The organism is Gottfriedia solisilvae, assembly GCF_002128405.1.
Lineage (GTDB): Bacteria > Bacillota > Bacilli > Bacillales > Bacillaceae_G > Gottfriedia > Gottfriedia solisilvae.
In genome coordinates this window covers 510635-535359 of sequence record NZ_NETJ01000004.1, presented here as the reverse complement: position 1 = coordinate 535359, position 24725 = coordinate 510635, and the positions used below count along the sequence as shown (strand labels likewise).

General features: G+C 33.9%; 26 protein-coding genes. 18 read left to right on the top strand and 8 right to left on the bottom strand.

Annotated features, from left to right (window positions below):
• Positions 1–73 precede the first annotated feature (73 nt).
• The 3 genes from CAB05_RS15830 to CAB05_RS15820 all read left to right on the top strand — a co-directional run bounded on the left by CAB05_RS15830 (position 74) and on the right by CAB05_RS15820 (position 2839).
• Entirely contained in the window at positions 74–1000 is a 927-nt protein-coding gene (locus CAB05_RS15830; protein WP_088001516.1) for a glycosyltransferase family 2 protein, read from the top strand.
• 112 nt (positions 1001–1112) lie between these two features.
• On the top strand, positions 1113–2096 hold the full coding sequence (locus CAB05_RS15825) for a YeiH family protein (RefSeq protein ID WP_088001514.1): 984 nt from the start codon (positions 1113–1115) through the stop codon (positions 2094–2096).
• A gap of 74 nt (positions 2097–2170) precedes the next feature.
• Positions 2171–2839, top strand: coding sequence for a uracil-DNA glycosylase (locus CAB05_RS15820; protein ID WP_235821528.1), 669 nt, complete (start codon positions 2171–2173; stop codon positions 2837–2839).
• Between the two features lie 100 nt (positions 2840–2939).
• Here the strand turns inward: CAB05_RS15820 and CAB05_RS15815 are convergent, their stop codons facing one another.
• Positions 2940–3764, bottom strand: coding sequence for a Cof-type HAD-IIB family hydrolase (locus tag CAB05_RS15815; RefSeq protein ID WP_088001510.1), 825 nt, complete (start codon positions 3762–3764; stop codon positions 2940–2942).
• 137 nt (positions 3765–3901) lie between these two features.
• Here CAB05_RS15815 and CAB05_RS15810 point away from each other — a divergent pair, with 137 nt between their 5' ends.
• The gene (locus tag CAB05_RS15810) at positions 3902–4189 is read left to right on the top strand and encodes a YwdI family protein (protein WP_088001508.1); all 288 of its coding nucleotides are present in this window, start codon (positions 3902–3904) and stop codon (positions 4187–4189) included.
• Positions 4190–4211: 22 nt separating this feature from the next.
• Positions 4212–4577: a DUF423 domain-containing protein gene (locus tag CAB05_RS15805; RefSeq protein ID WP_088001506.1), complete on the top strand. Its 366-nt coding sequence runs from the start codon at positions 4212–4214 to the stop codon at positions 4575–4577.
• A gap of 49 nt (positions 4578–4626) precedes the next feature.
• Here CAB05_RS15805 and gerQ read toward each other — a convergent pair whose 3' ends face one another.
• From gerQ to hemQ, 3 genes are all read right to left on the bottom strand, one after another.
• On the bottom strand, positions 4627–5013 hold the full coding sequence (gene gerQ / locus CAB05_RS15800; protein WP_235821526.1) for a spore coat protein GerQ: 387 nt from the start codon (positions 5011–5013) through the stop codon (positions 4627–4629).
• A gap of 36 nt (positions 5014–5049) precedes the next feature.
• Positions 5050–5472 carry a cell wall hydrolase gene (locus CAB05_RS15795; protein ID WP_088001504.1) on the bottom strand — a complete coding sequence of 141 codons (423 nt, stop codon included), beginning with the start codon at positions 5470–5472 and terminating at the stop codon, positions 5050–5052.
• Between the two features lie 348 nt (positions 5473–5820).
• Positions 5821–6567, bottom strand: a complete 747-nt coding sequence (hemQ, locus tag CAB05_RS15790) for a hydrogen peroxide-dependent heme synthase (RefSeq protein WP_088001502.1) — start codon at positions 6565–6567, stop codon at positions 5821–5823.
• Positions 6568–6801: 234 nt separating this feature from the next.
• Here hemQ and pta point away from each other — a divergent pair, with 234 nt between their 5' ends.
• On the top strand, positions 6802–7773 hold the full coding sequence (pta, locus tag CAB05_RS15785; RefSeq protein WP_088001499.1) for a phosphate acetyltransferase: 972 nt from the start codon (positions 6802–6804) through the stop codon (positions 7771–7773).
• Positions 7774–7808: 35 nt separating this feature from the next.
• On the opposite strand, the gene lipL is transcribed toward pta, so the two are convergent.
• Positions 7809–8660 carry an octanoyl-[GcvH]:protein N-octanoyltransferase gene (lipL, locus tag CAB05_RS15780; protein WP_088001497.1) on the bottom strand — a complete coding sequence of 284 codons (852 nt, stop codon included), beginning with the start codon at positions 8658–8660 and terminating at the stop codon, positions 7809–7811.
• Positions 8661–9070: 410 nt separating this feature from the next.
• Here lipL and CAB05_RS15775 point away from each other — a divergent pair, with 410 nt between their 5' ends.
• Positions 9071–9988, top strand: coding sequence for an iron-hydroxamate ABC transporter substrate-binding protein (locus CAB05_RS15775; RefSeq protein WP_088001495.1), 918 nt, complete (start codon positions 9071–9073; stop codon positions 9986–9988).
• A gap of 162 nt (positions 9989–10150) precedes the next feature.
• Here the strand turns inward: CAB05_RS15775 and CAB05_RS15770 are convergent, their stop codons facing one another.
• Positions 10151–10999, bottom strand: coding sequence for an RsfA family transcriptional regulator (locus CAB05_RS15770; RefSeq protein WP_088001736.1), 849 nt, complete (start codon positions 10997–10999; stop codon positions 10151–10153).
• Positions 11000–11212: 213 nt separating this feature from the next.
• Here CAB05_RS15770 and CAB05_RS15765 point away from each other — a divergent pair, with 213 nt between their 5' ends.
• Positions 11213–11440: a YuzB family protein gene (locus CAB05_RS15765; RefSeq protein WP_088001493.1), complete on the top strand. Its 228-nt coding sequence runs from the start codon at positions 11213–11215 to the stop codon at positions 11438–11440.
• Between the two features lie 110 nt (positions 11441–11550).
• Positions 11551–12864 carry an HD domain-containing protein gene (locus CAB05_RS15760; RefSeq protein ID WP_088001491.1) on the top strand — a complete coding sequence of 438 codons (1314 nt, stop codon included), beginning with the start codon at positions 11551–11553 and terminating at the stop codon, positions 12862–12864.
• A 64-nt stretch (positions 12865–12928) separates the two neighbouring features.
• On the opposite strand, the gene thmT is transcribed toward CAB05_RS15760, so the two are convergent.
• Positions 12929–13114: a 2-hydroxymuconate tautomerase gene (gene thmT, locus CAB05_RS15755; RefSeq protein ID WP_088001489.1), complete on the bottom strand. Its 186-nt coding sequence runs from the start codon at positions 13112–13114 to the stop codon at positions 12929–12931.
• A gap of 151 nt (positions 13115–13265) precedes the next feature.
• Between thmT and CAB05_RS15750 the strand changes: the two genes are divergently transcribed.
• Positions 13266–13934 (top strand): site-2 protease family protein, encoded by a 669-nt coding sequence (locus tag CAB05_RS15750; protein WP_088001486.1) that lies wholly within the window; start codon positions 13266–13268, stop codon positions 13932–13934.
• Positions 13935–13955: 21 nt separating this feature from the next.
• On the top strand, positions 13956–14468 hold the full coding sequence (locus CAB05_RS15745) for a YwhD family protein (RefSeq protein ID WP_088001483.1): 513 nt from the start codon (positions 13956–13958) through the stop codon (positions 14466–14468).
• 169 nt (positions 14469–14637) lie between these two features.
• Here CAB05_RS15745 and CAB05_RS15740 read toward each other — a convergent pair whose 3' ends face one another.
• Complete coding sequence (locus tag CAB05_RS15740) at positions 14638–16638, bottom strand: transglycosylase domain-containing protein (RefSeq protein WP_088001481.1); 2001 nt, start codon at positions 16636–16638, stop codon at positions 14638–14640.
• A 300-nt stretch (positions 16639–16938) separates the two neighbouring features.
• Between CAB05_RS15740 and speE the strand changes: the two genes are divergently transcribed.
• The 7 genes from speE to CAB05_RS15705 all read left to right on the top strand — a co-directional run bounded on the left by speE (position 16939) and on the right by CAB05_RS15705 (position 24667).
• Positions 16939–17766 carry a spermidine synthase gene (gene speE / locus CAB05_RS15735; RefSeq protein ID WP_025671010.1) on the top strand — a complete coding sequence of 276 codons (828 nt, stop codon included), beginning with the start codon at positions 16939–16941 and terminating at the stop codon, positions 17764–17766.
• 12 nt (positions 17767–17778) lie between these two features.
• Positions 17779–18651, top strand: a complete 873-nt coding sequence (gene speB, locus CAB05_RS15730) for an agmatinase (RefSeq protein WP_088001479.1) — start codon at positions 17779–17781, stop codon at positions 18649–18651.
• A gap of 267 nt (positions 18652–18918) precedes the next feature.
• Positions 18919–19341: a MerR family transcriptional regulator gene (locus CAB05_RS15725; protein ID WP_308464611.1), complete on the top strand. Its 423-nt coding sequence runs from the start codon at positions 18919–18921 to the stop codon at positions 19339–19341.
• Between the two features lie 23 nt (positions 19342–19364).
• Complete coding sequence (locus CAB05_RS15720; RefSeq protein ID WP_088001474.1) at positions 19365–20591, top strand: MFS transporter; 1227 nt, start codon at positions 19365–19367, stop codon at positions 20589–20591.
• A gap of 537 nt (positions 20592–21128) precedes the next feature.
• The gene (locus CAB05_RS15715; RefSeq protein WP_088001472.1) at positions 21129–21566 is read left to right on the top strand and encodes a YwiB family protein; all 438 of its coding nucleotides are present in this window, start codon (positions 21129–21131) and stop codon (positions 21564–21566) included.
• A complete protein-coding gene (gene argS / locus CAB05_RS15710; RefSeq protein ID WP_088001470.1) occupies positions 21563–23233 on the top strand; it encodes an arginine--tRNA ligase in 1671 nt (556 codons plus the stop codon). The genes CAB05_RS15715 and argS overlap by 4 nt, the downstream gene beginning before the upstream one ends.
• Positions 23234–23461: 228 nt before the next feature.
• Complete coding sequence (locus tag CAB05_RS15705) at positions 23462–24667, top strand: DUF5667 domain-containing protein (RefSeq protein WP_088001468.1); 1206 nt, start codon at positions 23462–23464, stop codon at positions 24665–24667.
• Positions 24668–24725 lie beyond the last annotated feature (58 nt).

The following is a 24725-nucleotide window of genomic DNA, read 5'->3' as shown; positions in this document are numbered from 1 at the left end:
AATCTTGTCAGTATGTGCTATAACATAAGTGGGAGTTAAATTGTAATAGTTTTTGATAAGTAGGTGTTTTTAAATGAAGGTATCAGTTGTAATTTACTGTCATAATGTTGGAGAAAGTTTAGAGAAATTCCATGTGAATTTAACGAACACATTAAAACTACTCCGTGAAGACTATGAGTTGATTTACATTAATGATGGAAGCGAGGATGATACATTACTTGCTCTTCAAGTAATTTCAAATCATAGTAAACATATGAAATATATTTCTTTTAGTCGCTTTTTTGGTAGAGAGGGATCTATTTGCGCAGGTTTTGAGCATGCCAAAGGTGATGCGGTCATTCTAATGGATGGTAGCTTTAATCATCCAACAAATATGATTCTTGAAATGGTTGAAGAATATAAAAAAGGGTTCCATCAAGTAGTCGCAAAAAGAAAATTAGAAAATGGTGTAATGAAAAAAGCGAAAAGAAGTATTGGTGAAAAATTTATAAGTAAATTGATAGATCCAGATCTACTTCAAAATGATGCTCAATTTCGCTTGTTAAGTAGGAAAGCGGTAAATGCCATATTAAGTATGCCAGAGACGAACCGTTATTCTAAAGGCATGTTTAAATGGATTGGCTATAAAATAAAAACGATTGAGTATGAAGTAACTTCACGTGTAATGAATAAGGAAGCTGAAACCAAAAGATTCGATGTATTAAAAAACAGTATTGAATATATTCTTAGTTATCATACGAAACCGTTAAGATTTTTAACAAAGCTTGGTCTAATGCTGATTATTTTTAGTCTTATATTTTTCATTATGATGAGTTTTAAAGTACTATTTATTGGTGTTCGAATTCCAGGCTTATATACCATTTCAAATATAATTATGCTTTTTGGCGGTACACAATTATTGATTACTGGGGTTATTGGTGAGTATATTGGTAAAACGTATTTTGAAACAAAAAGAAGACCTCATTATATTGTAGAAGTTTCAAACTATGAAGAAGTTTAGATATGTGGTAGAAATTAAGAAATTCGACAAGAATCTTGTCGAATTTCTTTTTTCATGTTTAGATAAAGAAAGATAAAGAACATAAAATTAAGGCAAAACTTGGAGAGAAATAATGGGGAAAATGAAACGTATTTTACCAGGGTTTATACTATGCCTTTTGATTGCAATCATTAGTCAAGTATTGTCGTTTATCATACCAGTCGGTGCAGCAACTTTTTCAATTTTAATTGGTTTAATGATTGGTAACACTTTTGGCGTCAAATCAAATTATCAAATTGGAAGAAAGTTTGCAGAAAGCACTTTGTTAGAAGTATCTATATTCTTGCTTGGAGCAACAGTTAGCGTCCAGATGATACATTTATTAGGTTTTAAAGGATTATTAATGATTGTGATCCAGATGACGCTTGTATTAATTTTTACAATTTGGATTGGTAAAAAACTAGGCTTCGGGATTAACTTTAGCTATTTAATGGCTAGTGGGAATGCTGTATGTGGTTCATCAGCAATAGGTGCCACTGCACCAGCTATACATGCAACACAAGAAGAAAAAGGATTGGCTGTAACAATTGTCAATTTGATGGGAACAGTTTTAATGTTTATCCTACCGCTTATTGCTGCCGTTCTATATCACTCAGAAACATTGCCTACAGCAGCTTTACTAGGCAGCACGTTGCAATCTGTTGGACAAGTAGTTGCGAGCGGTAGTTTAGTAAATGATGACGTAAAAAATTACGCAACGATTTTCAAACTAATTAGGGTTATTTTCTTAGTTGCAGTAGTCATTATTTTATCGAATAGTAAACGAAAAACAATGACTGATCACACTAATGAAAAACTAAAGGTGAAATTTCCATGGTATGTAATTGGCTTTGCAGCTCTTTGCGTGTTATATAGTATAGGCGTATTGCCTAGCTGGTTATCAAATGTTTCGAATCAATCTAGTCATCTATTAGAAATTATCGCTTTGGCGGCAATTGGATTAAATGTAAATATAAAGTATATTTTACAACAAGGAAAAAAGTTATCTTTATATGCCTTATTAATTGTAGGATTTCAAATATTAGTAGCCATCATGTTTATTCAAGTATGGTATTAAGTTACACGTTTCAACAAAAAATTGAATCATTGACTTATTTCTCGGGAAATTTCGTCAAGAAAGGTGGTATTTCTTTGTTTCAATTATCTTCAGAATGGAGAAAAATCTTAAATAATGAATTTGATAAGCCATACTTTAGAGAATTAATAGAATTTATCGAAACCGAATATAGTGAGAAAAGAGTTTATCCTGAAAAAGAACATATTTTTCAGGCATTAAATGAATGTTCATATGAAGATTGTAAGGTAGTCATAATCGGCCAAGATCCTTACCATCAACAAGGGCAAGCACACGGCTTAAGTTTTTCTGTTTTACCTGGTGTGAAAATTCCTCCTTCTTTAAGAAATATATATAAAGAGTTACATCATGATTTAGGTCTCGATATACCGAAAGAAGGATACTTGAAAAGTTGGGCTAAGCAAGGTGTCTTATTATTAAATACAGTGCTTACTGTCCGTGATAGTGAACCAAACTCACATAAGAATAAAGGTTGGGAAATATTTACTGACCAAATTTTAACCGAATTAAATAAACAAGAAAGACCGATTATTTTTGTACTCTGGGGTAAACATGCTCAAGCAAAAGAGAAACTTTTAACAAGTGAGCATCATTTTGTATTAAAATCACATCACCCTAGTCCTCTATCAGCTAGTAGAGGTTTCTTTGGGAGTAAGCCGTTTTCAAAAATTAACGAAAAGCTTGTTGAATTTGAAATGGAACCGATTGATTGGAAGGTTAAATGAAAAAGAAGTCTATAGAAAACCTTTCAAACAGTCTGAGAATCTAATTTTTACACGGTTTCTACAAAAAAAGGTTGCCCTTAGGACAACCTTTTTAATTAAGTTAAATTGGCGATTTTATGTTTTCGAAAATAAATTTCTCAACTACTTTTGCTACGCCATCTTCATTGTTAGATGAAGTTACATAATCAGCTTGTTGCTTAATTTCATCTGCTGCATTTCCCATTGCTACACCAAGACCAGCAAATTTAATCATCGGAAGATCATTGTAGCCATCACCTATTGCAATCACTTCGTCTTGTCGAATTCCTAGAATTTGAATAAGGTGATTCAAACTTTTACCTTTGTCCACTTCATTATTTGTAAGTTCTAAGAAAAAAGGCTTCGAGCGCATTACGCTAATTTTACCTTCAAGTTCTTGTTGAAGTATTTTTTCAACCTTTACTAACTTTTCAGGGTCTTCTAACATTAGAAGTTTAACAACGTCGTTTTGCACATGCTCTGTAAAACTATTTACTTCTTTTATAGCCATTCCAGTAAGTTGTCCTTCAATATCTGTATATTGATTACCTTTTTCAGTGATAATATCATTCTCAACGTATGTATGAACAAATACATCATGTTTTTTACTAAGTTCATAAAGTTCATGTGCTTGTTCTTTCGTTAGTGTACATTCATATACATTATTCTTAGTGCGATAATCAGTAATGATGCCTCCGTTAAAAGAAAGAACATAGCTTCCGTATTCATGTAATAAAAGATCTTCAGCCAATTTATGCATTGCGAAGGTCGGTCTCCCGGAAGCAAGAACAACTTTTACGCCCATATCTTGGGCTTTAAGCAAAGCCTCTTTTGTGGGGGGAGAAATAACATGTTCATCTGTTAAGAGCGTGTCATCAATGTCTAATACAATCATTTTATATTCCAATGTTTTACCTCCTAAAAATTAATTATCTTAGTATACCACTGTTCAATTATAATAGTGGTTATTTTGGTTCGTATTCGCTTTCAGAAAAAAGGCATAGTATAATAAACTTTATTGGATTGTTCTAAAAAAGCTTGGTGGTGATTTATCTGAATATTAGTGTAGAAAAAGTAATTCAGCAAATTGAAAATGAATTGCTAAAGGCAAAGGCAAATACGCAAAAGCCAGGACAATTTCGTGAACGTATAGCTAGTATTCGCGCTTTATGCGAGTTAATGCTTGAAGAAGAAGGTAGTATAGAAGTTTCTAGTCATTTAAGCAGTAGTAATATTGTTCAATCAATTCCTAGTCAACCTATTCAAACTCAAATGGCTGTGATGCCTAAATATGATGAGTCAGAACAAGGTGGATCATTATTAGATTTTTAAATAGTAGGGGGATAAAGTAAGTATGAAGCTATTTTTCTTATTAGGTAGTATATCTGCATTTGTATCGATTGCATTAGGAGCATTCGGGGCTCATGGACTTGAAGGGAAGATTTCTGAAAGATCACTTCAAATTTGGCAAAAAGCTGTCCAGTATCAAATGTTTCAAACGGGAGGACTATTCGTAATTGGATTATTAATTGATAAATATGGATCAACTCCGCAATTAACTTGGGCTGGTTGGTTATCAGTCATTGGTATACTGTTATTCTCAGGAAGCTTGTACATATTAAGTACCTCTGGTATTAAAATCCTTGGTGCCATTACACCTTTGGGTGGCTTATCATTTTTAATCGCTTGGATTTTAGTAGGAATTGCAGTGATGAAATAAAAAAAGTGTTCAATAAAAGTGCGATTTGCACTATATTGAACACTTTTTTTTAAAGTTCGTAAGGAAGACCTATTTGTTCATCAAATGTAACGTAATCTAAGTAAATTGTAAGTAAGATAAACGTTTTGTTTGAATTTACATCTCTAAGTACAATATGGTCTCGACCTGCCCCCATTACATACCCGACGAAAACTTGCTGTTGATTACCAGTGAAGGTCATATAAACCGTAGCAATTTTCCCCCGATTGTGTCTAAGGATATTTTCTACATATGATTGTTCAAACATTGCTGGTGAGGATACAACTTGACCTTGTTGTGTAATCATACCACCAGATGGGGCTGCAAATCCTTGCCCTTGCCCCGTTTGTTGTCCTTGTTGTGGAGCAGGTTGTGTTGCTCGATAAATATTTTGATAATATTCGAAAGGATTACTCAAAGAAAAAACCTCCTTAATATAGGCTTTAATTCAATACTAAAAGACTTTTGGACAATCTTGAGGGCTTGGTTGATAAAAACAATGCGCCTTAAATCTTCCAGCTAATTTTTGGTTGTACCATGTTGGTGGACATGATCCTGAAGGTTCAAAGAACCATAAACAGAAATTCGCAGGCCAAAAACGCTGTCCTGCTATAACTCTTCTTGCCAATTCGATATCTTGGTCACGAGCGCGCTGATAAAAATATGACTTTTGTACAGCTTCGAATCCACCAGGACTTTGATACACCATATCAGTGATACTTCTAAGTTTTTTAAAATCTAAGCAATCGCATAATACCCTATTAACACAGACATTTCCCACCATCAGCATGCCTTCTTTTCCTTCACCCTCAGCTTCAGCACGCATTAATCGAGCCAATAGTAATACCTCTTGTTCTGTATGACGAATAACAGCCATAAGAAAGCCTCCTCATCCGAATAAAATTGTGTGTATTCATAGAAGATCGGAAAGCGAGGATTGAATAGTTCGTTCACTACTGTAACTATATTAAAATCTAGAAGAACATATGACATCTTTTCCAAATGCAAAATAAAAAAACTTCTCAGTTTGAGAAGTTTTTTGGGGGAAGAAAGCCTTCCGCTTTTCTATTGTCTAGTTACTCGAGGCGCATCCACTTTTCTATATGTCTAGTTCCAGCGCCTAGCCCCGACAAGCATAAGCCAATGCCTATAAAAGTTAAAAAGCAACTTTTCCAGTCATTGTCTTATGCTTGTCGGGGCTGAGCGAGGCGCTTCCACATTTCAATTAAACATATAAGTATTTAGCAAATGCGTCTTCTTTAAGGATTGTACCTACGAAGAATGAGCCGAACACGCCGTAACGTGCACTTACTTCATCAAAGCGCATTTCGTAAATAAGTTTCTTGAATTGTAGTACATCTTCTGAGAATAAAGTTACTCCCCATTCGTAATCGTCGAATCCAACTGAACCAGTAATGATTTGTTTAACTTTTCCAGCATAACCGCGACCGATTTTACTATGACTATACATCATATCTTTACGTGCTCCAGAAGGAAGCATGTACCAGTTGTCTTCGCCTTCACGTTTTTTATCCATAGGATAGAAACAAACATATTGTGCTTTTGGTAAAGCTGGGTAAAGTCTAGAGCGTACATGAGGATTTTGATATGGATCTCCATCTTCTGCGCTTAAATAATTACTTAACTCAACAACAGAAACGTATGAATATGTTGGAATCATAAATTGAGAAAGAGTAGTTTTGTTAATCTCTGTTTCAATATGTAATAATTCATCCATCGTTGGACGTAAAACCATAAACATAATGTCAGCTTTCTGACCTAAAATATTATAAATTGCGTGGCTACCTTCACCAGAATCAGCTACATGATTCCATTTTGAAAATACTTGTTGAAATTCTGCGATTGCTACTTGGCGCTCATCACTGCTTAATTGCTTAAAAGCATGCCAATCCATACTTCTAAAGTCATGTAAGCAATACCAGCCATCTAAAGTTTTTGCAGCTTCACTCATTTTAAATCCCCCAAACGTTATCGTATTGATTTTCTTTTATATAGCATACTACAATTAAAAGTATTTTGTAAAAACATACAAAATTATACAGTAGTCAATTTTAGTTAGAAAATTACGAATAAACTTATTTTAAATGAGAGCGCTTTAATCGGAATATTATATTTTTCATTATTGTAAAAAGGTTTTATTCTTATTATTGTACATATAAATAACCGAGATAATTTGGAGGTCACAATGAGTAATCTATTTGAAGGTATTAAACAAAAAGTAGCTGGGAAAGGGATTTCGATTGTTTTACCAGAAGGAACTGATGAAAGAATTTTATCGGCTGCTGATCGTCTTGCAAAAGAAAATGTACTAAAACCGATTTTAATTGGTGAGGTTGCTAACGTTAAAGCTAAAGCAAGTGATTTAGGATTAGCACTTGAGGGAGTAGAGATATTAGATCCAAGTACATATGAAAATATGGAAGAACTTGTTGCTTCATTCGTTGAACGTCGTAAAGGAAAAGCAACTGAGGAACAAGCACGTAAAGCATTATTAGACCCAAATTATTTTGGAACAATGCTAGTTTACTCAAACAAAGCAAATGGATTAGTTAGTGGTGCAACACATTCTACTGCAGATACTGTACGTCCAGCGCTTCAAATTATTAAGACAAAGCAAGGCGTGTCAAAAACTTCTGGTGTATTCATCATGGTTCGTGACGATGAAAAGTATGTGTTTGCAGATTGTGCGATTAATATTGCTCCTAATAGTCAAGACTTAGCTGAAATTGCAATAGAGAGCGCAAAAACAGCTAAACTATTCGATATCGATCCTAAAATTGCTATGTTAAGTTTCTCAACAAAAGGATCTGCTAAATCTCCTGAAACAGAAAAAGTAGCTGAAGCAGTAAAGATTGCAAAAGAATTAGCGCCTGAATTAACGTTAGATGGCGAGTTCCAATTTGACGCAGCGTTTGTTCCTTCTGTTGCGAAAAGCAAAGCACCTGAATCAGTCATTCAAGGTGATGCAAATACATTTATTTTCCCAAGCTTAGAAGCTGGAAATATTGGATACAAAATTGCTCAACGTCTAGGTAACTTTGAAGCAATTGGCCCAATTTTACAAGGACTAAACATGCCGGTAAACGATTTATCTCGTGGCTGTAATAGTGAAGACGTATATAAACTATCAATAATTACTGCAGCACAAGCACTATAAAAAAAGAGTACCGATGAGGTACTCTTTTTTATTGTTCAAAAATCTACTTGTAATGCTTCTATTTCCTCATTACGATCAATCATACGTTGTAAATGATGATTATATAAATCTATCTCATCGCCTTGGAGAGAGTTCGTCACAATTGTAGAGGTTAGTTTGATCAGCGACTGAAGAAGTCTTTTCATAACCTCAGAAACTGAAAGATTAATTGATAATAATTCAGAGAGAGAGGCCATTGTATTCGGATTGATGTTTGGATATTTAAAGTTCGTTTCTTTATTATTTATCGCAATTTCATAAAAGTCCTTAATGATTGATGCTCGCTTTGCACCACTTTCATTTATGCACAAATAGATTTGTACCGCGACACCTTTACGAATTCTGCGTTGTGAAATACCAGCAAATTTTTTACCATCTATACTTAAGTCATAATCCCCTGGACAGTATGAACCTACAATTTCCTTTGCTTCAATACCACTTGTTACATCCTTAAACATATCTTGAATAAGTGCATACATCGTTTCGTAGCCGTCATTAATTTGTAGCTTGCGTTCGACTTCAGGAAAAAGAATTGAAATATTAAGCACACCTTCATCTAACACTACAGCTAGTCCACCAGAATTTCTAACAATCGCCTTATAACCATGCTCATTCAGGAACTTAATCCCATTTGATAAGTTTGGTAATCTAGTATCCTGTATACCAAGTACAATCGTTTGATGATGTACCCATGTACGGACTGTTGTAGGTGACTCTTGCTTTCCAATCTTCGTACAAATTGTATCATCTAATGCAAAAGATTGAATGGCTTTAAAAGAAGGTCCCAAGGTTGATCCATCTATAAAACGTATTTCATTTTGCTTTAATCGTTCTAAATGTTGATTCATTGAGTAAGCCCCTTGCTTTTTACGTTTGATTTCCTATTTTAACATGAATCATAACAAATAAAAAAAATCATATATCAACATAATACTATCTGAATTTTTATGTAATTTTTTAAAAAATGATTGACATCATACTGTAATCCAACTTATAGTTAATACGATAATAAGAATCATTATCAATTAGACCTTTCTTTTTTAGATGGAAATTTTAGATGATTTTAGTAAATGCAAACGATTTTACCTTTTACTTCAGTGAATGTTATTTGGTTAAAATCCAATTTTCAAAATATCCATTCGTGAGGAGATGTGTCTCATGATGTGCTTTATATTGTTTTCAAGTTCGGGAAGTTGAGAGAAATTTTCTACGGACAAACAAACTATTGTCAATAAACTAATTAAAGGAGAAATAAAAAATGAAAAAAGTTTTATTCCCATTAGTCCTAATCCTAATGCTAGTGATTAGTGCATGTAGCAATAACAGTTCGGAAAAGAAAGACAGTGCTAAAAAAGAAGAGCCAAAGACGTTTACATATGAATCAGAAACTGGTCCGGTGGAAGTTCCATCAAATCCTAAACGTGTTATCTTATTATCAGGTTTTACAGGTAATGTTCTTTCGTTAGGTGTAAATGTAGTAGGTGTGGATGTTTGGTCAAAAAATAATCCTACATTTACTGAAGAAATGAAAGATATTGCAGAAGTATCTGACGAAAACTTAGAGAAAATCATTGAACTAAATCCAGACTTAATCATTGGATTATCAAACATTAAAAATCTTGATAAATTAAAAGAAATTGCTCCAACTGTAACTTATACATGGGGTAAACTAGATTATTTAAGTCAGCACGTTGAAATTGGCAAGCTTTTAAACAAAGAGAAGGAAGCTCAAGCTTGGGTTGATGATTTCAAAGCAAGATCAGAAAAAGCTGGTGAAGAAATTCGAGCTAAAATTGGTGAAGATGCTACAGTAACTGTTTTTGAAGCTTATGATAAACAATTATACGTTTTCGGAAATAACTGGGCACGTGGAACAGAAATTTTATATCAAGCGATGAATTTAAAAATGCCTGAAAAAGTAAAAGAAATGGCATTGAAAGATGGCTATTACGCAGTTTCAGCAGAAGTTCTTCCTGAATATGCTGGAGACTATGTAATCATTAGTAAGTATGCAGGCGCAGACATTGCATTCCAAAAAACAAACACATATAAAAACATTCCAGCTGTGAAAAACAATCATGTTTATGAAATGGAAGGAAACGGTGCTTCATTCAGTGATCCAGTAACACTTGATAAGCAACTAGAATTCTTTAAAAAATCGTTTTTAGGTGAATAATAATTATTGGAGGGATTCTTATTTTAGGAATTCCTCCTTTTTTATTTCCGTTCCATTGCATATAAAAGCTCATACATAAAAAAATAGAGGGACTATGATTTTGGCAGTTCATAGTATCCTCTATTTATGAGAGTCTAGTTAACTTAATAGAAGGTAGACATTCTATTCAGCAATTTTTTCTAAATTTCCGTTCTTATCCATTCTAAAAGATGTTGCTGCTGGTTTCTCTTCCTCTTCAAATAATACTAATTTTCTAGCTCGATTCATGATTTTCATCATTGTTTCATAGTCTTCTTGAACCGTAGTTGCATCTGTTTCAAGTTTTTCTACTTGTCTCTGTAATTGAGTATTACGCTCTTGTAATAGAAGAATCTCTCGTTTTAACTGATCATTTTCACGAACTAAGCGTTCACTACCGATTTGATTGCTAGAGAGACCTTGTAAAAACTGAATAACATCAAACATAGTAATTGAATCTTTTCTCGTGTTATAAGATGGTACTTGATTTGAATAAGTTTTTGAAACGGTTGGTACATTCGTTTGTACATTTGAAACAACCTCTGATTGCAACACTTGATCATCAGATGTCGTCTCATGACTTACATCGCTAAGTGTATTCGTTTCAACAAAAGAACCGAACTCTTGGTCAATTTCTACTCCAAATTCTAAATCTTGTTCATCATTTAAATACCGATCAAAATTACTAGATACATCAGTTTGTATATAACTAGATTCAGAAGGTGTATAAAGTAATTTCTTTTTTGCATCTTCACCTTTAGCATGGCGAAGTTTTTCTTTACGAAATTTTTTAGCCAATTGAAGTGCTTTTTCATAATTATAACGGACTACAGCATTCCAACGGAAACCACATGCAGCGGAAGTGCGCTCTAGAATATCGCCAACTTCCTCAAAGGCATTTAATTGGGTACTACCTTCTCGGACATGCCTTAAAACGGTTTCTGCCAATAACAAATCGTTTTCTTCAGTCCAAGCATCTTGTCTTAATTTCATCATTGAAATTCCCCTCAACTTTCTTTAATAGTTATGCAAAGTAAATTATTTCTTAGCTGATTAATAGAAGTTTGGACAAAAAAATAGAAAACTATACAAAAAATAGTAGAATACTATTTGAGTGCAATTTGAAGTGAATACTTGCATGTCTTTTTTGGAACGAGTAAAATACTGCATAGTATGTTCAATAAAGAACAGAAGGGATTGTAAAACATGTCAAATGAATTTAGAATATGTGACGATTGCCAGGCGACTAATATTAAAACACTAGTCCCTCGCTTAAAGAGAATAGATGAAGACGCAGAAATACAGGTGGGTTGTCAATCATATTGCGGACCTGGACGCAAAAAGTCATTTTGCTTTGTCAATAATCGTCCATTATCAGCACCAAATGAAGACGAATTGATTGTAAAGATAAAATCAAAACTAGGTAAGAATTAAACGTTCCTTCATCGTAAGGAGCGTTTTTTCATATATATCTGTTATAATGGATAAAAGTGGAAGTGTTATTTCACGCAATTATAATGAAGAGTTTGAAGGGGGGCCAACATATGTCTTATCGTTTTCAGAAGCTATATGAAGAAAAGGTTTTTAAAGATCCAGTTCATCGTTATATCCATGTTAGGGATCAAGTGATTTGGGATTTAATTGGAACGAAGGAATTCCAAAGGCTACGAAGAATAAAACAGCTAGGTACTACATATCTTACTTTTCATGGAGCAGAGCATAGTCGATTTTCTCATTCTTTAGGTGTATATGAAATTATTAGAAGAATGGTTGATGATGTATTCTCTGGAAGACCTGAGTGGAGTGAAGAAGATCGTTTATTAGCGCTTTGTGCGGGCTTGTTGCATGATGTTGGTCATGGCCCTTTTTCACATACGTTTGAAAAAATTTTTAATTTAGACCATGAAGAAATGACAAGAGAAATTATTGAAGGTTCTACTGAGATAAATAGCATTTTACAAAGAGTTGGAGTGGACTTTCCAAAGCAAGTTTCAGAGATCATAGAAAAGACATCAACCAATAAATTAGTGACGAGTATGATATCAAGTCAAATTGATGCAGATCGAATGGATTACTTATTAAGGGATGCGTATTACACTGGTGTAAGCTATGGGAACTTTGATATGGAACGAATTTTAAGAGTTATGAGACCACGTCCAGATGGTATTGTTATCAAAAAATCTGGGATGCATGCAGTGGAGCATTATTTAATTAGTCGTTTCCAAATGTATTGGCAGGTTTATTTTCATCCAGTTTCTCGTAGTGCGGAAGCAATCTTACTTAAAATTCTACAACGTGCAAAGTATTTAAATGAAACAGGCTATCATTTTAACTACGTTCCAGTTCATTTTGGCAATCTATTTGAAGGAAACGTTGAGTTAGATGAATACTTAAAGTTAGATGAATCTGTATTATTATATTACTTCCAAGTATGGCAAGAAGAGTCAGATGAAATTTTAAGTGATTTATGTCAGCGGTTTTTAAATCGTCATTTGTTTAAATATGTAGATTTTCAAGATCAAATTCATTCAGAAAAACTTGTTGAGCTACATCAATTATTTTTGAAAATAGGCATTAACCCTGACTATTATTTAGTGAAGGATACAATTTCAGACGAGGCTTATGATTACTTTAGATACGGTGAGGAAGATGGGAAGAAGCCGATCCTGTTACTATTTCCTAATGGAGAGTTAAAAGAGATTTCACGTAAGTCAGAATTGGTGGACGGCATAACAGGGAAAAAGCTATCTGATTCAAAATTATATTACCCACATGATTTAATCTATAATGAACCTGATGAGACAAGAAAGAAAATAATTGAAATCATAGAAGAAATTGCAGGGGCAAAAAGTAGATAATCGTAAAAGAAAACGGAAGAAATGATTCCTTCCGTTTTCTTTTACTGTATGTAATTAAGATTTTCTATTCGTCACTAAGTCTTTTACCAGCAACTGCGTAATGGTTTTTAGACATTTCTTCGATAAAAACGACAACTTTTTCTACTGGAGCACCTGTCGTTTCGCTTACAGCAGAAGTTACTTTTTCGACTAATGCTTTCTTTTGTTCTTCAGTACGACCTTCTAGCATTTTTACTGTTACATATGGCATAATTTAGACCTCCTTTTAATTGTCATTTATATTATAACTCAATGCTTGGAATCGTAACGAATTAAATCAATTCTCATTGAACAATACATCATAAAACATTAAAATATTCTAAGAAAGAGATAAATATACCATCTACTGAGAGGGGCTAATAATGGAAACATTTTTTCGATATCCTTTACAAGAATTACCACTAGTTTTATTAGTTTTTGCGATTTCTTTATCAGTCCACGAATTCGCACACGCATATGTAGCCTATAAGTTTGGTGATAGCACTGCACAAAGACAAGGAAGATTAACACTTTCTCCATTAAAACACTTAGATTTATTTGGAACGATTGCCATTTTAATTTTAGGTTTTGGTTGGGCAAGACCAGTACCTGTCAATCGTAATAATTTTAAAAATCCAAGGATAGCTGGTATATTAACAACAGTAGCTGGTCCAATCAGTAATTTACTGTTAGCTACATTAGGATTAATTGTCTTCTTATGTTTAATAAAGTTTAGAGTATTTGATTCGTTTCCTGATGCTTTAGTGACTACATTAAGTACATTTTTTAATATGTTCATTCAAATGAACATTGTATTGTTTGTATTTAATCTAATTCCACTACCACCGCTTGATGGTTATCGAATTATTGAAGACATTGTACCAAATAATGTACGTGCGATCATGAGTCAGTACGAACAATATGGAGCTTTTGTTTTTCTAATTTTAGTTTTAACTCCTTTAGATCAATATACTATTCAACCTATATTTGGCATTGCAATACCTTCAGTATTCCACTGGATTAGTTCTATTGTTACACCTATATTTATGTAATGGATTTTAGGAGGTAGAAAAATGGCTGAACAACCAAAAAAGAAATCACTAGGATTTAATATTTTAAAGAATGACTCAACGAGCGGGCATGGAGGATTTGGCGTTGGCGCAATTAGCTTAGATAACGTTTCTCCCGTCTTTATCGATATTAATGAGGACGATGTATTTGTAGATGTAGGCGCTATGCATGCACGTAGTTCAGTAGAAAAAGGAATTAAATTCCTAACAAATGAGGAAGAAGTTCCAAATGGTAAGCCATACTGGTTAGTGTGGGTAGCTACTGAGCGCAATGAAAATGGTCCATACTATGCTGGTGTGACAGGGTGTTATATGACTGTTGATCGAGAGGCTAGAAGAGGCTATAAACTATTACCTGACCATGTTAATAAGATGGATAAGGCAATGAAACGTAAAATAATGGTAGAACATATGGATGAAAAGTCTCGTAAATTATTAGCTGGTTTCTTGAAAACTCATAATGAAGAGATGTGGAACAATTCTTCTGAACAATTAAAAACTGAACTGTTAGGATAGTCTACTTTCTGTAAATTCAAATTGGAAAATAATATAAAAAAAATTACTGAAAACGTCGAATAATCTTTTTACATTTAGGACTAAATACAGTAAACTATTAATAGCTTGGACAAAGCTAGGACTAGGACAAACAAAAGACCTTACCAATTTGGTGAGGTCTTTTGTTTTTTTATGGTAAGTACTGTGAATACCACGGTTTTTTGACTTTTTTTAACGATACTTTCTTCATACAACTATTTTTTGGTTGCGTATTTTTAAGATAATATAGTTTAACCTTTCCACTGCAGCCGTCTTTATATAAAAGACCTGTTTTTTCATCTACTGAAACCTTTACTAGATTCTTAGGAATTGCCGATTTTATTTTTTCATCAGGTAAGTAATCCATAACTGATGCCCACATTTCTTTCGCTAAATTTTTCTCATCCTCTGTTAATTTTTTTGAATGATCATATCCAACCCACACTCCAACAACATATTTTGAATCGAAGCCGACCATCCAATTATCTGTTTTTGTTGTTCCCGTTTTACCATAATAATCTTTGGATAACTCCGGTAAAATAACAGTACCAGTAACTGGTAGATAGCTAGAAAATGTAGTATTAAACATTCCGTTCATTAATTGTTTAAGAATCATTGTTTCTTCTTTTTTTAAGACTTGTTTCCAATTTTGTGTTGGTTGATAAATTAAATTTCCAGACTTAGATCTAACCTCTTTCACAAAATGTGGCGTAACATCTTTACCACCATTAGCAATCATTGCATATGCTCTTGTAATATCAAGCAATGTTGCTTCCTGCGTTCCAAGTGCGAGTGAAGGAACTACCTTAGTTGGTTTTGGTAAATGAAACAGGTTTTGCGTTTTCATAAATTCATCTGTTCCTATGGCTTGTTGTGTTTTTACAGCGTAAATATTGTCAGAAACTGCAATGGCTTTTGCTAGAGTGATTGAATCATTGGCATATAAATTACCACTATTTTTGGGACTATATTTTGTACCGTCTTCAAATTTAAACTCTGTTGGTTCACTTTTTAATTTGGTAGAGGGAGTAAAGCCGTTTACAAGTGCACTATAGTATAAAATTGGTTTGATTGTACTACCTAATTGTCTTTTTGCAGAAATTGCTCGATTAAATAAAAGCTGACCTTGCTCGCGACCGCCAATCATACTAATTATTTCACCCGACTGACTATCTAATACAATGACACTAGCTTGTAAATTAGGAATTGGTTTAATAAATCTCTCAAAGGTACTTTCAACTTTTTTTTGAATTGAAGCATTAAAGGTAGTATAAATTGAACTGCCATTATTATTGATTGAATGTCCAAGATCCGTTGAGATTTCTTTTAGCACATTTTGTTGAAAATAGGATGTGAACAGTGAATTAGTAGAATGATTAATCGGCTTAAGGTCAATTGGCTCTTTAATCGCCTCATTTACTGTTTTTTGATCGATTACACCATTTTGTTCAAGTGCTGATAAAATACGCGCTTGGCGTTTTTTAACAGATGTACGATGAGCATATGGATCATACGTTGAAGGGTTGGCAGGAATACTTAATAGAAAAGTCGCTTCAGCAGTAGAGAGTTGCTTACTTTCTTTCCCTAAATATGTGTTCGCAGCAGTTTCTAACCCGTAAACACCATGGCCAAAATAAATTGTGTTTAAATAAGCTTCTAATAATTTTTCTTTATCGTATGATGACTCCAACTTCATCGTAATAAATGCTTCTTTTAATTTTCTACTTAATGTTTTCTCTTGGGATAAATAGAGGTTTTTAGCTAACTGTTGAGTTATAGTGCTAGCACCTTGGGCGTAAGAACCTTTTGAAATATTAATCAGGATAGCCGATACCAAGCGTTTTACATCAAATCCATGATGGTGAAAAAATTGCCGATCTTCGGAGACTAAAACCGTATTGACAACAATTGGAGGAACATCCGCAATTTTTAAAGTCTTTCTATTTTGAAGTAATTGCGTTTTTCCAATTAACGTAGCATTAGAATCGTAAAAGTTAGAATTTGATTCAATAAATAATGATGGTTTGGTTGTATGGCTAGCGATTAAGTAAACACTAGTAAAAAAAATTGTACCTAAAAGGGAAATGATAGTTAATAGAATGCCTACCTTTTGCAAGAAGCGCCAGTGGTATGAATAGGTGATTGTCTGCATTTTTTCCCCTCCTTTTCGACTAGTTACTGGTCATATTCATAGTATGGTAGATTGCGAGATTTTTTATACGAGGAACTTTTCATTTTTCATAAGAAAAAATATCAATTAAATCCCCTTAAAAATCTTGCATTTCATCGAATTTACTCTATACTTTTCTTTTGTACGGCAAAAAAAGTCGTAACAACACAAATCCGATAGGAATTAGGAAGAGTGGGGATAATACGAAACATAATCAACTAGATAAAAACTACTGTGTTATGTTTCAAACTAAATCTTGATAAAGAAGGGTAGATGCATTAAATGGAATTATGGTTTACTGAAAAACAAACAAAAAACTTTGGAATTACTGCTAAAATTAATAAAACTTTACATACAGAGCAAACTGAGTTTCAGAAGCTTGACATGGTAGAGACTGAAGAATTTGGTAACATGCTTATTTTAGACGGTATGGTAATGACAACTCAAAAAGATGAGTTTGTATATCATGAAATGGTTGCTCACGTACCTTTATTTACTCACCCAAATCCAGAAAACGTTCTAGTTGTTGGAGGAGGCGATGGTGGCGTTATTCGTGAAGTATTAAAGCACCCAAGTGTAAAAAAAGCTACTTTAGTTGAAATCGATGGAAAAGTAATTGAGTACTCTAAAATTTACTTACCAGAAATTGCTGGGAAATTAGAAGATCCACGTGTTGAAGTTAAAGTAGACGATGGATTTATGCATATTGCAAACAGTGAGAATGTATATGATGTAATCATGGTTGATTCAACTGAGCCAGTTGGACCTGCAGTAAACTTATTCACTAAAGGTTTCTATGCTGGTATTTCAAAAGCATTAAAAGAAGATGGAATCTTCGTTGCCCAAACGGACAACCCTTGGTTTACACCTGAATTAATCACGCAAGTACAACGTGATGTAAGAGAAATTTTCCCAATCACACGTTTATACATTGCAAATATCCCAACATACCCAAGCGGAATGTGGACATTTACAATTGGTTCGAAAAAACACGATCCACTTGAAGTAGAAGAGAATCGTTTCTTTGATATTGAGACAAAATATTATACAAAAGAGCTACACAAAGCAGCGTTCGTTCTACCAAAATTTGTAGCTGATCTTACGAAATAAGGGGGCTGTCTTATGCGTTTTGATGAGGCATATTCAGGAAATGTATTTATAAAGAGTCACCCAAGCTTTGAAGAAAGTAAAGCGGTTATCTATGGCATGCCAATGGATTGGACTGTAAGCTTTCGTCCAGGCTCTCGTTTTGGTCCTGCACGTATTCGTGAAGTATCAATTGGTTTAGAAGAATATAGTCCATATCAAGATAAGGAACTTGAAGAAGTGAAATATTTTGATGCAGGAGATATTCCACTTCCATTTGGTAATGCACAAAGAAGTCTTGATATGATCGAAGACTATATTGATGGCTTATTAGCTCAAGGGAAATTCCCATTAGGATTAGGTGGGGAGCATCTTGTTTCTTGGCCAGTAATGAAAGCAATGTATAAAAAATACCCAGATTTAGCAATCATTCATTTTGATGCACATACTGATTTACGTGATTCATATGAAGGAGAGCCACTATCTCATTCAACACCAATTAAAAAGGTTTGTAATTTAATTGGCCCAACGAATGTTTATTCTTTTGGAATCCGTTCAGGTATGAAAGAAGAATTTGAGTGGGCTAAAGAAGTGGGAATGAACTTATTTAAATTCGAGGTTCTTGAGCCGTTGAAAAAGGTTCTTCCAACACTTGCTGGTCGTCCAGTATATGTAACGATTGATATCGATGTACTTGATCCAGCACACGCTCCTGGTACAGGAACACTTGAAGCTGGTGGTATTACATCAAAAGAAATGATTGATAGCATCTTAGCGATTGCAAACAGTGATATTAATGTAGTTGGTGCGGATTTAGTAGAGGTAGCTCCAGTATATGATCACGCTGAACAAACTCAAGTTGCAGCAAGTAAATTCATCCGCGAAATGTTATTAGGATGGGTTAAATAATATAAGACAAATAGAAGCGGTTTTTCGTTCGATAATGGACGGAAAATCGCTTTTTTTGTATTTTTTGCAATAGTCGACGACTACAACGCTCACAGTAAATTGTGGGTTCTATTATTTCTAAATCTTTTTAGTAAAATCACTATTTTGTAGAAAGATAAAAATAGAAAAATGCACAAAGTTAACGTTGACGTTAACGGTAGGTTAGGAGTAATATAGAAAAGTGATGAATTTAAGGGTTGGGTATTTTGCGAATGGGGGATTTAAATAATGCACTATAAAATTGATGATGTTGCGAAAGAGTGTGGATTAACAAAGAGAGCGATTCGATATTACGAAGAAATTGGATTGATTCCTCCGCCAGATAGAAGTGAAGGTGGATTTCGCTTATATACAGATCAGCATATTGAACGTTTGAAACAAATTATGAATGTACGCGATGTGCTTGGTTTTTCTTTGCAGGAAGTACAGGAATATATTTCAATAAGTGATGCTTTCGAGGAACGACGTCTAGAATATCGAGCAGCAAAGGAAACATTAGATGATGAAAAGATAAGAGAAAAGCTGATTGAGATTGAGCCTATTTTATCTAAACAATTAAACATGATTGATGAAAAGCTTAAGAAGATGAACGATATTCGTAACAATATGGATGATATGTACCAAAAAATACTTAAAGCATTAGAAAAATAAAAAAAATGGGGGATGGAGAAGTTATGTCAAATTTGGCACAAAGTAAGAACATAAAGACAGAATCGAAACAAAAGTCTAGTCTTTTAAACCAACCAAAGGCAATATGGGCAGTAGGTTTTGCTTGTATTATTGCTTTCATGGGAATAGGTTTAGTAGATCCGATTTTGCCTGCAATTGCAGAAAAAATGCATGCTTCACATAGTGATGTAACATTATTGTTTACAAGCTACAATTTAGTAATGGCTTTTGCTATGTTAATTACAGGTTATATTTCTTCTCGTATAGGAATAAAATGGACACTTCTTTTAGGAATTATGATTATTGCAGTTTTCTCAGGACTAGGTGGTAATTCTAATAGTATTTGGGAGCTAGTTTGGTTACGTGGGGGTTGGGGATTAGGAAATGCATTATTCGTAGCCACTGCATTATCGGCAATAGTTTCATTATCTAGATCAGGTGTAGCACAATCAATTATTTTATATGAAACAGCAATCGGTCTTGGTATTTCGGTAGGGCCGTTATTAGGTGGAGAACTTGGATCTATCTCTTGGAGAGGACCATTTTATGGTGTAGCTTGTTTAATGGTCATCGCGTTTTTATTGCTTTCCTTTATGATGCCAAAAACAAAAGTAGTAAAAAATACTAAAAAAACTTCTTTTCTTGATCCATTCCGTGCATTAAAACATAGATCACTTTTAACTTTAGGGATTACCGCATTTTTATATAATTTCGGATTCTTTACACTTTTAGCATTCTCACCTTTCTTCATGGGGCTAGATGAACACGGTTTAGGTTATGTATTTTTAGGTTGGGGACTATTACTAGCAATTACATCAGTATTTATGGCACCAAAACTACAACAGAAGATCGGTACACTTAAATCGATGTATGCAATGTTAACGCTTTTCGCCATTACTTTAATCATAATGGGAATAGGGACTGAAACAAATAATGTTATCATTTTCAGTGTAATTATAGCAGGAGCATTTTTAGGTAATAACAATACATTAATTACAACCGCAGTTATGCAAGCAGCACCAGTTGAAAGATCAACAGCATCAGCAGCATATAGCTTCCTACGTTTTATTGGTGGTGCAATTGCTCCTTACTTAGCAGGGAAACTGGCAGAGTGGTTCAATCCACATGTTCCTTTCTATGTAGGTGGATGTTTCGTTTTACTTTCAGTTTTCTTCCTATTTATAAATAAGAAACATTTAATTCATATCGATAAAGCTGAGTCAGCACATTAATTTCTAGTAAACTCTATAGACTGTCTGCCAAACGCATGCTTTCGCTTACTTGCCTGATTACCTTCTCAGGTAAAAACGCTCCTCATCAGGCTTTCACGCAGCGAGAGACAAGTGTTTGATAATCTAAAATTTCGCAAAAAAGGTATCGAAAAGATGCCTTTTTTTGTGATTGGCTCTATTAATGTTAATTGTTGATATTTTACAAAAGACATTTTCGAAAAAAATCTTATAGAATTTTAAACTTAGAATATTTAAAGAGATTGATTGGAGTGGAAGGTGCGAGACTCCTATGGGAGTAGCGGGAAGGGTGAGACCCCGCAGGCTCGCCGAGGAGGCTCAGCTCACGCCCCATGGAAAGCGAGCATCCTGTAACGGAAATCAACATTATTTTTTAACAGGCCATGTAATTAAATAGAAAGTATATTTTTCAATATTTTTTTCCTCCCTATTTTATTTTTTTTATTAGATTATGCTAAAATGGGAAAAGATGATTTTTGGATGTGATTCGTTACGTTCAGTGGAAAAGGACGTGTAAAAGTGAAAGAACAGTTAGGAATTCCTGTTTCAATTGATTTTGAGACATTGATTAAAGATCCAAGTGGACGTGAGAAGATCAGTTTTCAAGCAAATGGACTATACTATAAAAAAGATGATCTTACATACTTGTTATTTGATGAAAATCATGAGGACCGAAAAGTTAAAGCTACGATGAAAATCGGTAAAGGTGAAGTAACAATCATTCGAAATGGTGGTGTTACAATGCGCCATCTTTACAAAGTCAATCAGACTACTGAGGGTACATTTTCAAATGAATTAGGTGTATTCCACACGAAAGCATATACTAAAAAATGTCAATTTCTAGTATCAGAAGGTCCATTAAAAGGTGTCCTTCAATTAGGGTATAAGTTATTTGTAGGTGACGAAAATGCTGGTTCGTATAACATTACAGTATCAATTAAGGAGGCTACGACATGAATACTTTAGAACAAGTAAAAAGTCGTTTAAAAGATGAGATAGAAGCTGCAGTATTAAAAGCAGAATTAGCAACAGAGGATCAATTGCCACAAGTAGTTTTAGAGACACCAAAAGATAAGGCTCACGGTGACTTTTCAACGAATATGGCAATGCAATTAGCTCGAGTTGCTAAAAAAGCACCAAGAATGATTGCAGAAGAATTAATAAATGCTTTTGACCAAAGTAAAGCTAGTATTAAAAAAGTAGAAATCGCTGGACCTGGTTTTATTAACTTCTATATGGATAATAGTTATCTGACAGATTTAATACCGACGATCATTGAAGCGGGACAAGGTTATGGACAAACTACTTTTGGAAACGGTGAGAAGGTTTTAGTAGAGTTTGTTTCAGCAAACCCAACTGGTGATTTACATTTAGGACATGCTCGCGGTGCTGCGTTTGGTGATTCTTTATGTAATATTTTAAATAAAGCAGGTTATAGTGTTACTCGTGAATACTATATTAACGATGCTGGAAACCAAATTAATAACCTTGCACTTTCTGTAGAAGCACGTTACATGCAAGCACTTGGTATGGAAAAAGAAATGCCTGCAGATGGTTACCATGGTGCAGATATTATTGAAATTGGAAAAACACTCGCTGCTGAATTTGGCGATCGTTATGTAAACGAGCCAGAAGAAGCTCGTTATAAATTTTTCCGTGAGTACGGTTTAAAGTTAGAAATGGAAAAATTACAACGTGACCTACGCAATTTCCGTGTAGAATTTGATGTTTGGTATTCAGAAACTTCATTATATGAAAATGGTAAAGTTTTAGAGGCTCTTGCAGATTTAAAAGAACGCGGCGAAACTTATGAAGAAGAAGGAGCAACTTGGTTCCGTTCAACTACTTATGGTGATGATAAAGACCGTGTATTAATTAAAAGTGATGGTTCGTACACATATTTAACACCAGATATTGCCTATCACCGTGATAAATTAGGACGTGGAGCGGATAAATTAATTGATATACTTGGAGCTGATCACCATGGTTATATTCCTCGTATGAAAGCAGCAATCCAAGCTTTAGGATATAATGCTGATACGCTTGAAGTAGAAATTATCCAAATGGTTCAATTATACCAAGATGGTCAAAAAGTAAAAATGAGTAAACGAACAGGTAAGGCTGTTACGTTACGTGACTTAATGGAAGAAGTAGGCGTTGACGCAACTCGTTATTTCTTTGCAATGCGTGGTTGTGATTCGCATTTAGACTTTGATATGGACTTAGCTGTATCAAAATCAAATGAAAATCCAGTGTACTACTCTCAATACGCACACGCGCGTGTGTGTAGTATCCTTCGCCAAGGTGAAGAAATGGGTATTGTTTTTGATGGTTCTGCTGATTATGGACTTGTATCATCTGAAAAAGAGTATGAGTTATTAAAGAAATTAGGAGAATTCCCAGCTGCTGTTTCTCATGCGGCATCAAAACGTTCTCCACATCATATTACAAACTATGTATTTGAATTAGCGGGTACGTTCCATAGCTTCTACAATGCAGAAAAAGTTCTTGATGCAGAAAATGTTGATAAGTCGAAAGCACGTCTTGCATTAATGAAAGCTGTTCAGGTAACACTTCAAAATGCATTAGCATTAGTTGGCGTAGCGGCTCCGGAAAAAATGTAATGTTAAATAGTAAATACCATGGACTTAAATTAGTCCATGGTATTTTTTTATTGCCTTAAACAGTTTTTATCTATATGAAAAACTGATAATCCACAACGTAAAATCACAGAAATAAACAATTTTTTTCATTAAATGACAAATTTATTTATTTTTTTTTATTTTGACCCCCCTAAAATGAAAACTTCTTTCGAATGTATATAGTGAGATAAACAAAAGGGGAGAAAATTAATGAAAAAATTATTAGTACATACAACTGCAACGGCTTTATTATTATCACAATTAGGAATGGCAAATTCAGCACTTGCTGATACAAACGAAACAGCATTACCAACAGATGCATTAAAACAAGAAGATCCATCTTTAGTAAAAGGTGATTTCCTTTATTTCGTTAAAACAACAGTAGAAAAAATTCAACTTTTACTAACAACTAATAAAGTAAAAGAAGCTGAATTATTAGCAGAGTTTGCTGGAGAGCGTATTCATGAAGCACGCGTTTTAATTAAAGAAGGTAAAGAGGATTTAGCGAAAGAAACAATTAAAGAAGCTGTATCAAAAATGGAAATTGCTCAAAAAGAAGTTGATGTTGAGCTTCCTGCTGTGGATGACACAACAAGCACAGACACAACGACAAGCACAGATACAACAACAAGCACAGACACAACAACAAACACAGACACAACAACAAACACAGATACAACAACAAGCACAGACACAACAACAAACACAGATACTACAACAGAAGATAAAGAAACTACTACAGAAGACGAAAAGACTGAAGTAGAAAAAGAAACAAAGAAACTGACAAAAGAACAAAAAGAAATTGCTAAAATCCAACATCACTTAAATAATAACTTACTAGTTTTAGCAAATGTGTTAGATCAAGTTAAAAACCCTAAAGCTAAAGCTGCAATCGCTAATAATATCGAAAAAAGCTTTAATAAAATTGCTGATAAGTTAGAAAAGTTAATGAAAAAATCAGAAGGTAACGAATCAGTACTAACACCGGTAATCGAAATTAAATATCCAGAAAACACAACTGATACTTCTAAAGAAACTACACCTGAAGTTATTACTACAATTACAAAAATTGAAGATGTAGAAGAGCAAGAGAATACTGCTGTTAAAAATGAAGTGATTGAAGAAGAAAAAACAGTAGAAAAAAATGATGAAGTTGCAGTTGCACCGACTACTAAAAAAGAGCATCCAAACGCTGAGAAAAAAGCTTTAAAATTAGTAGAAAAAGAAGAGAAACGAGTTAAAAAAGAAGAGAAACGCGTAGCAAAACGTGCTGAAAAAGAAGAAAAACGTGCAGCAAAAGAAGTTAAAAAAGAAGAGAAACATAACGAAAAACACGGAAATAAAGCAAACCATGAGAATCACGGGAAACACCAAGAGAAAGAAAATGGTGGTCATCACGGTAAAGATAACAAATAAGATAAATAAGTAATTAATTACCATTAACCTTTCTATAAAAATCACATGAAACATTATT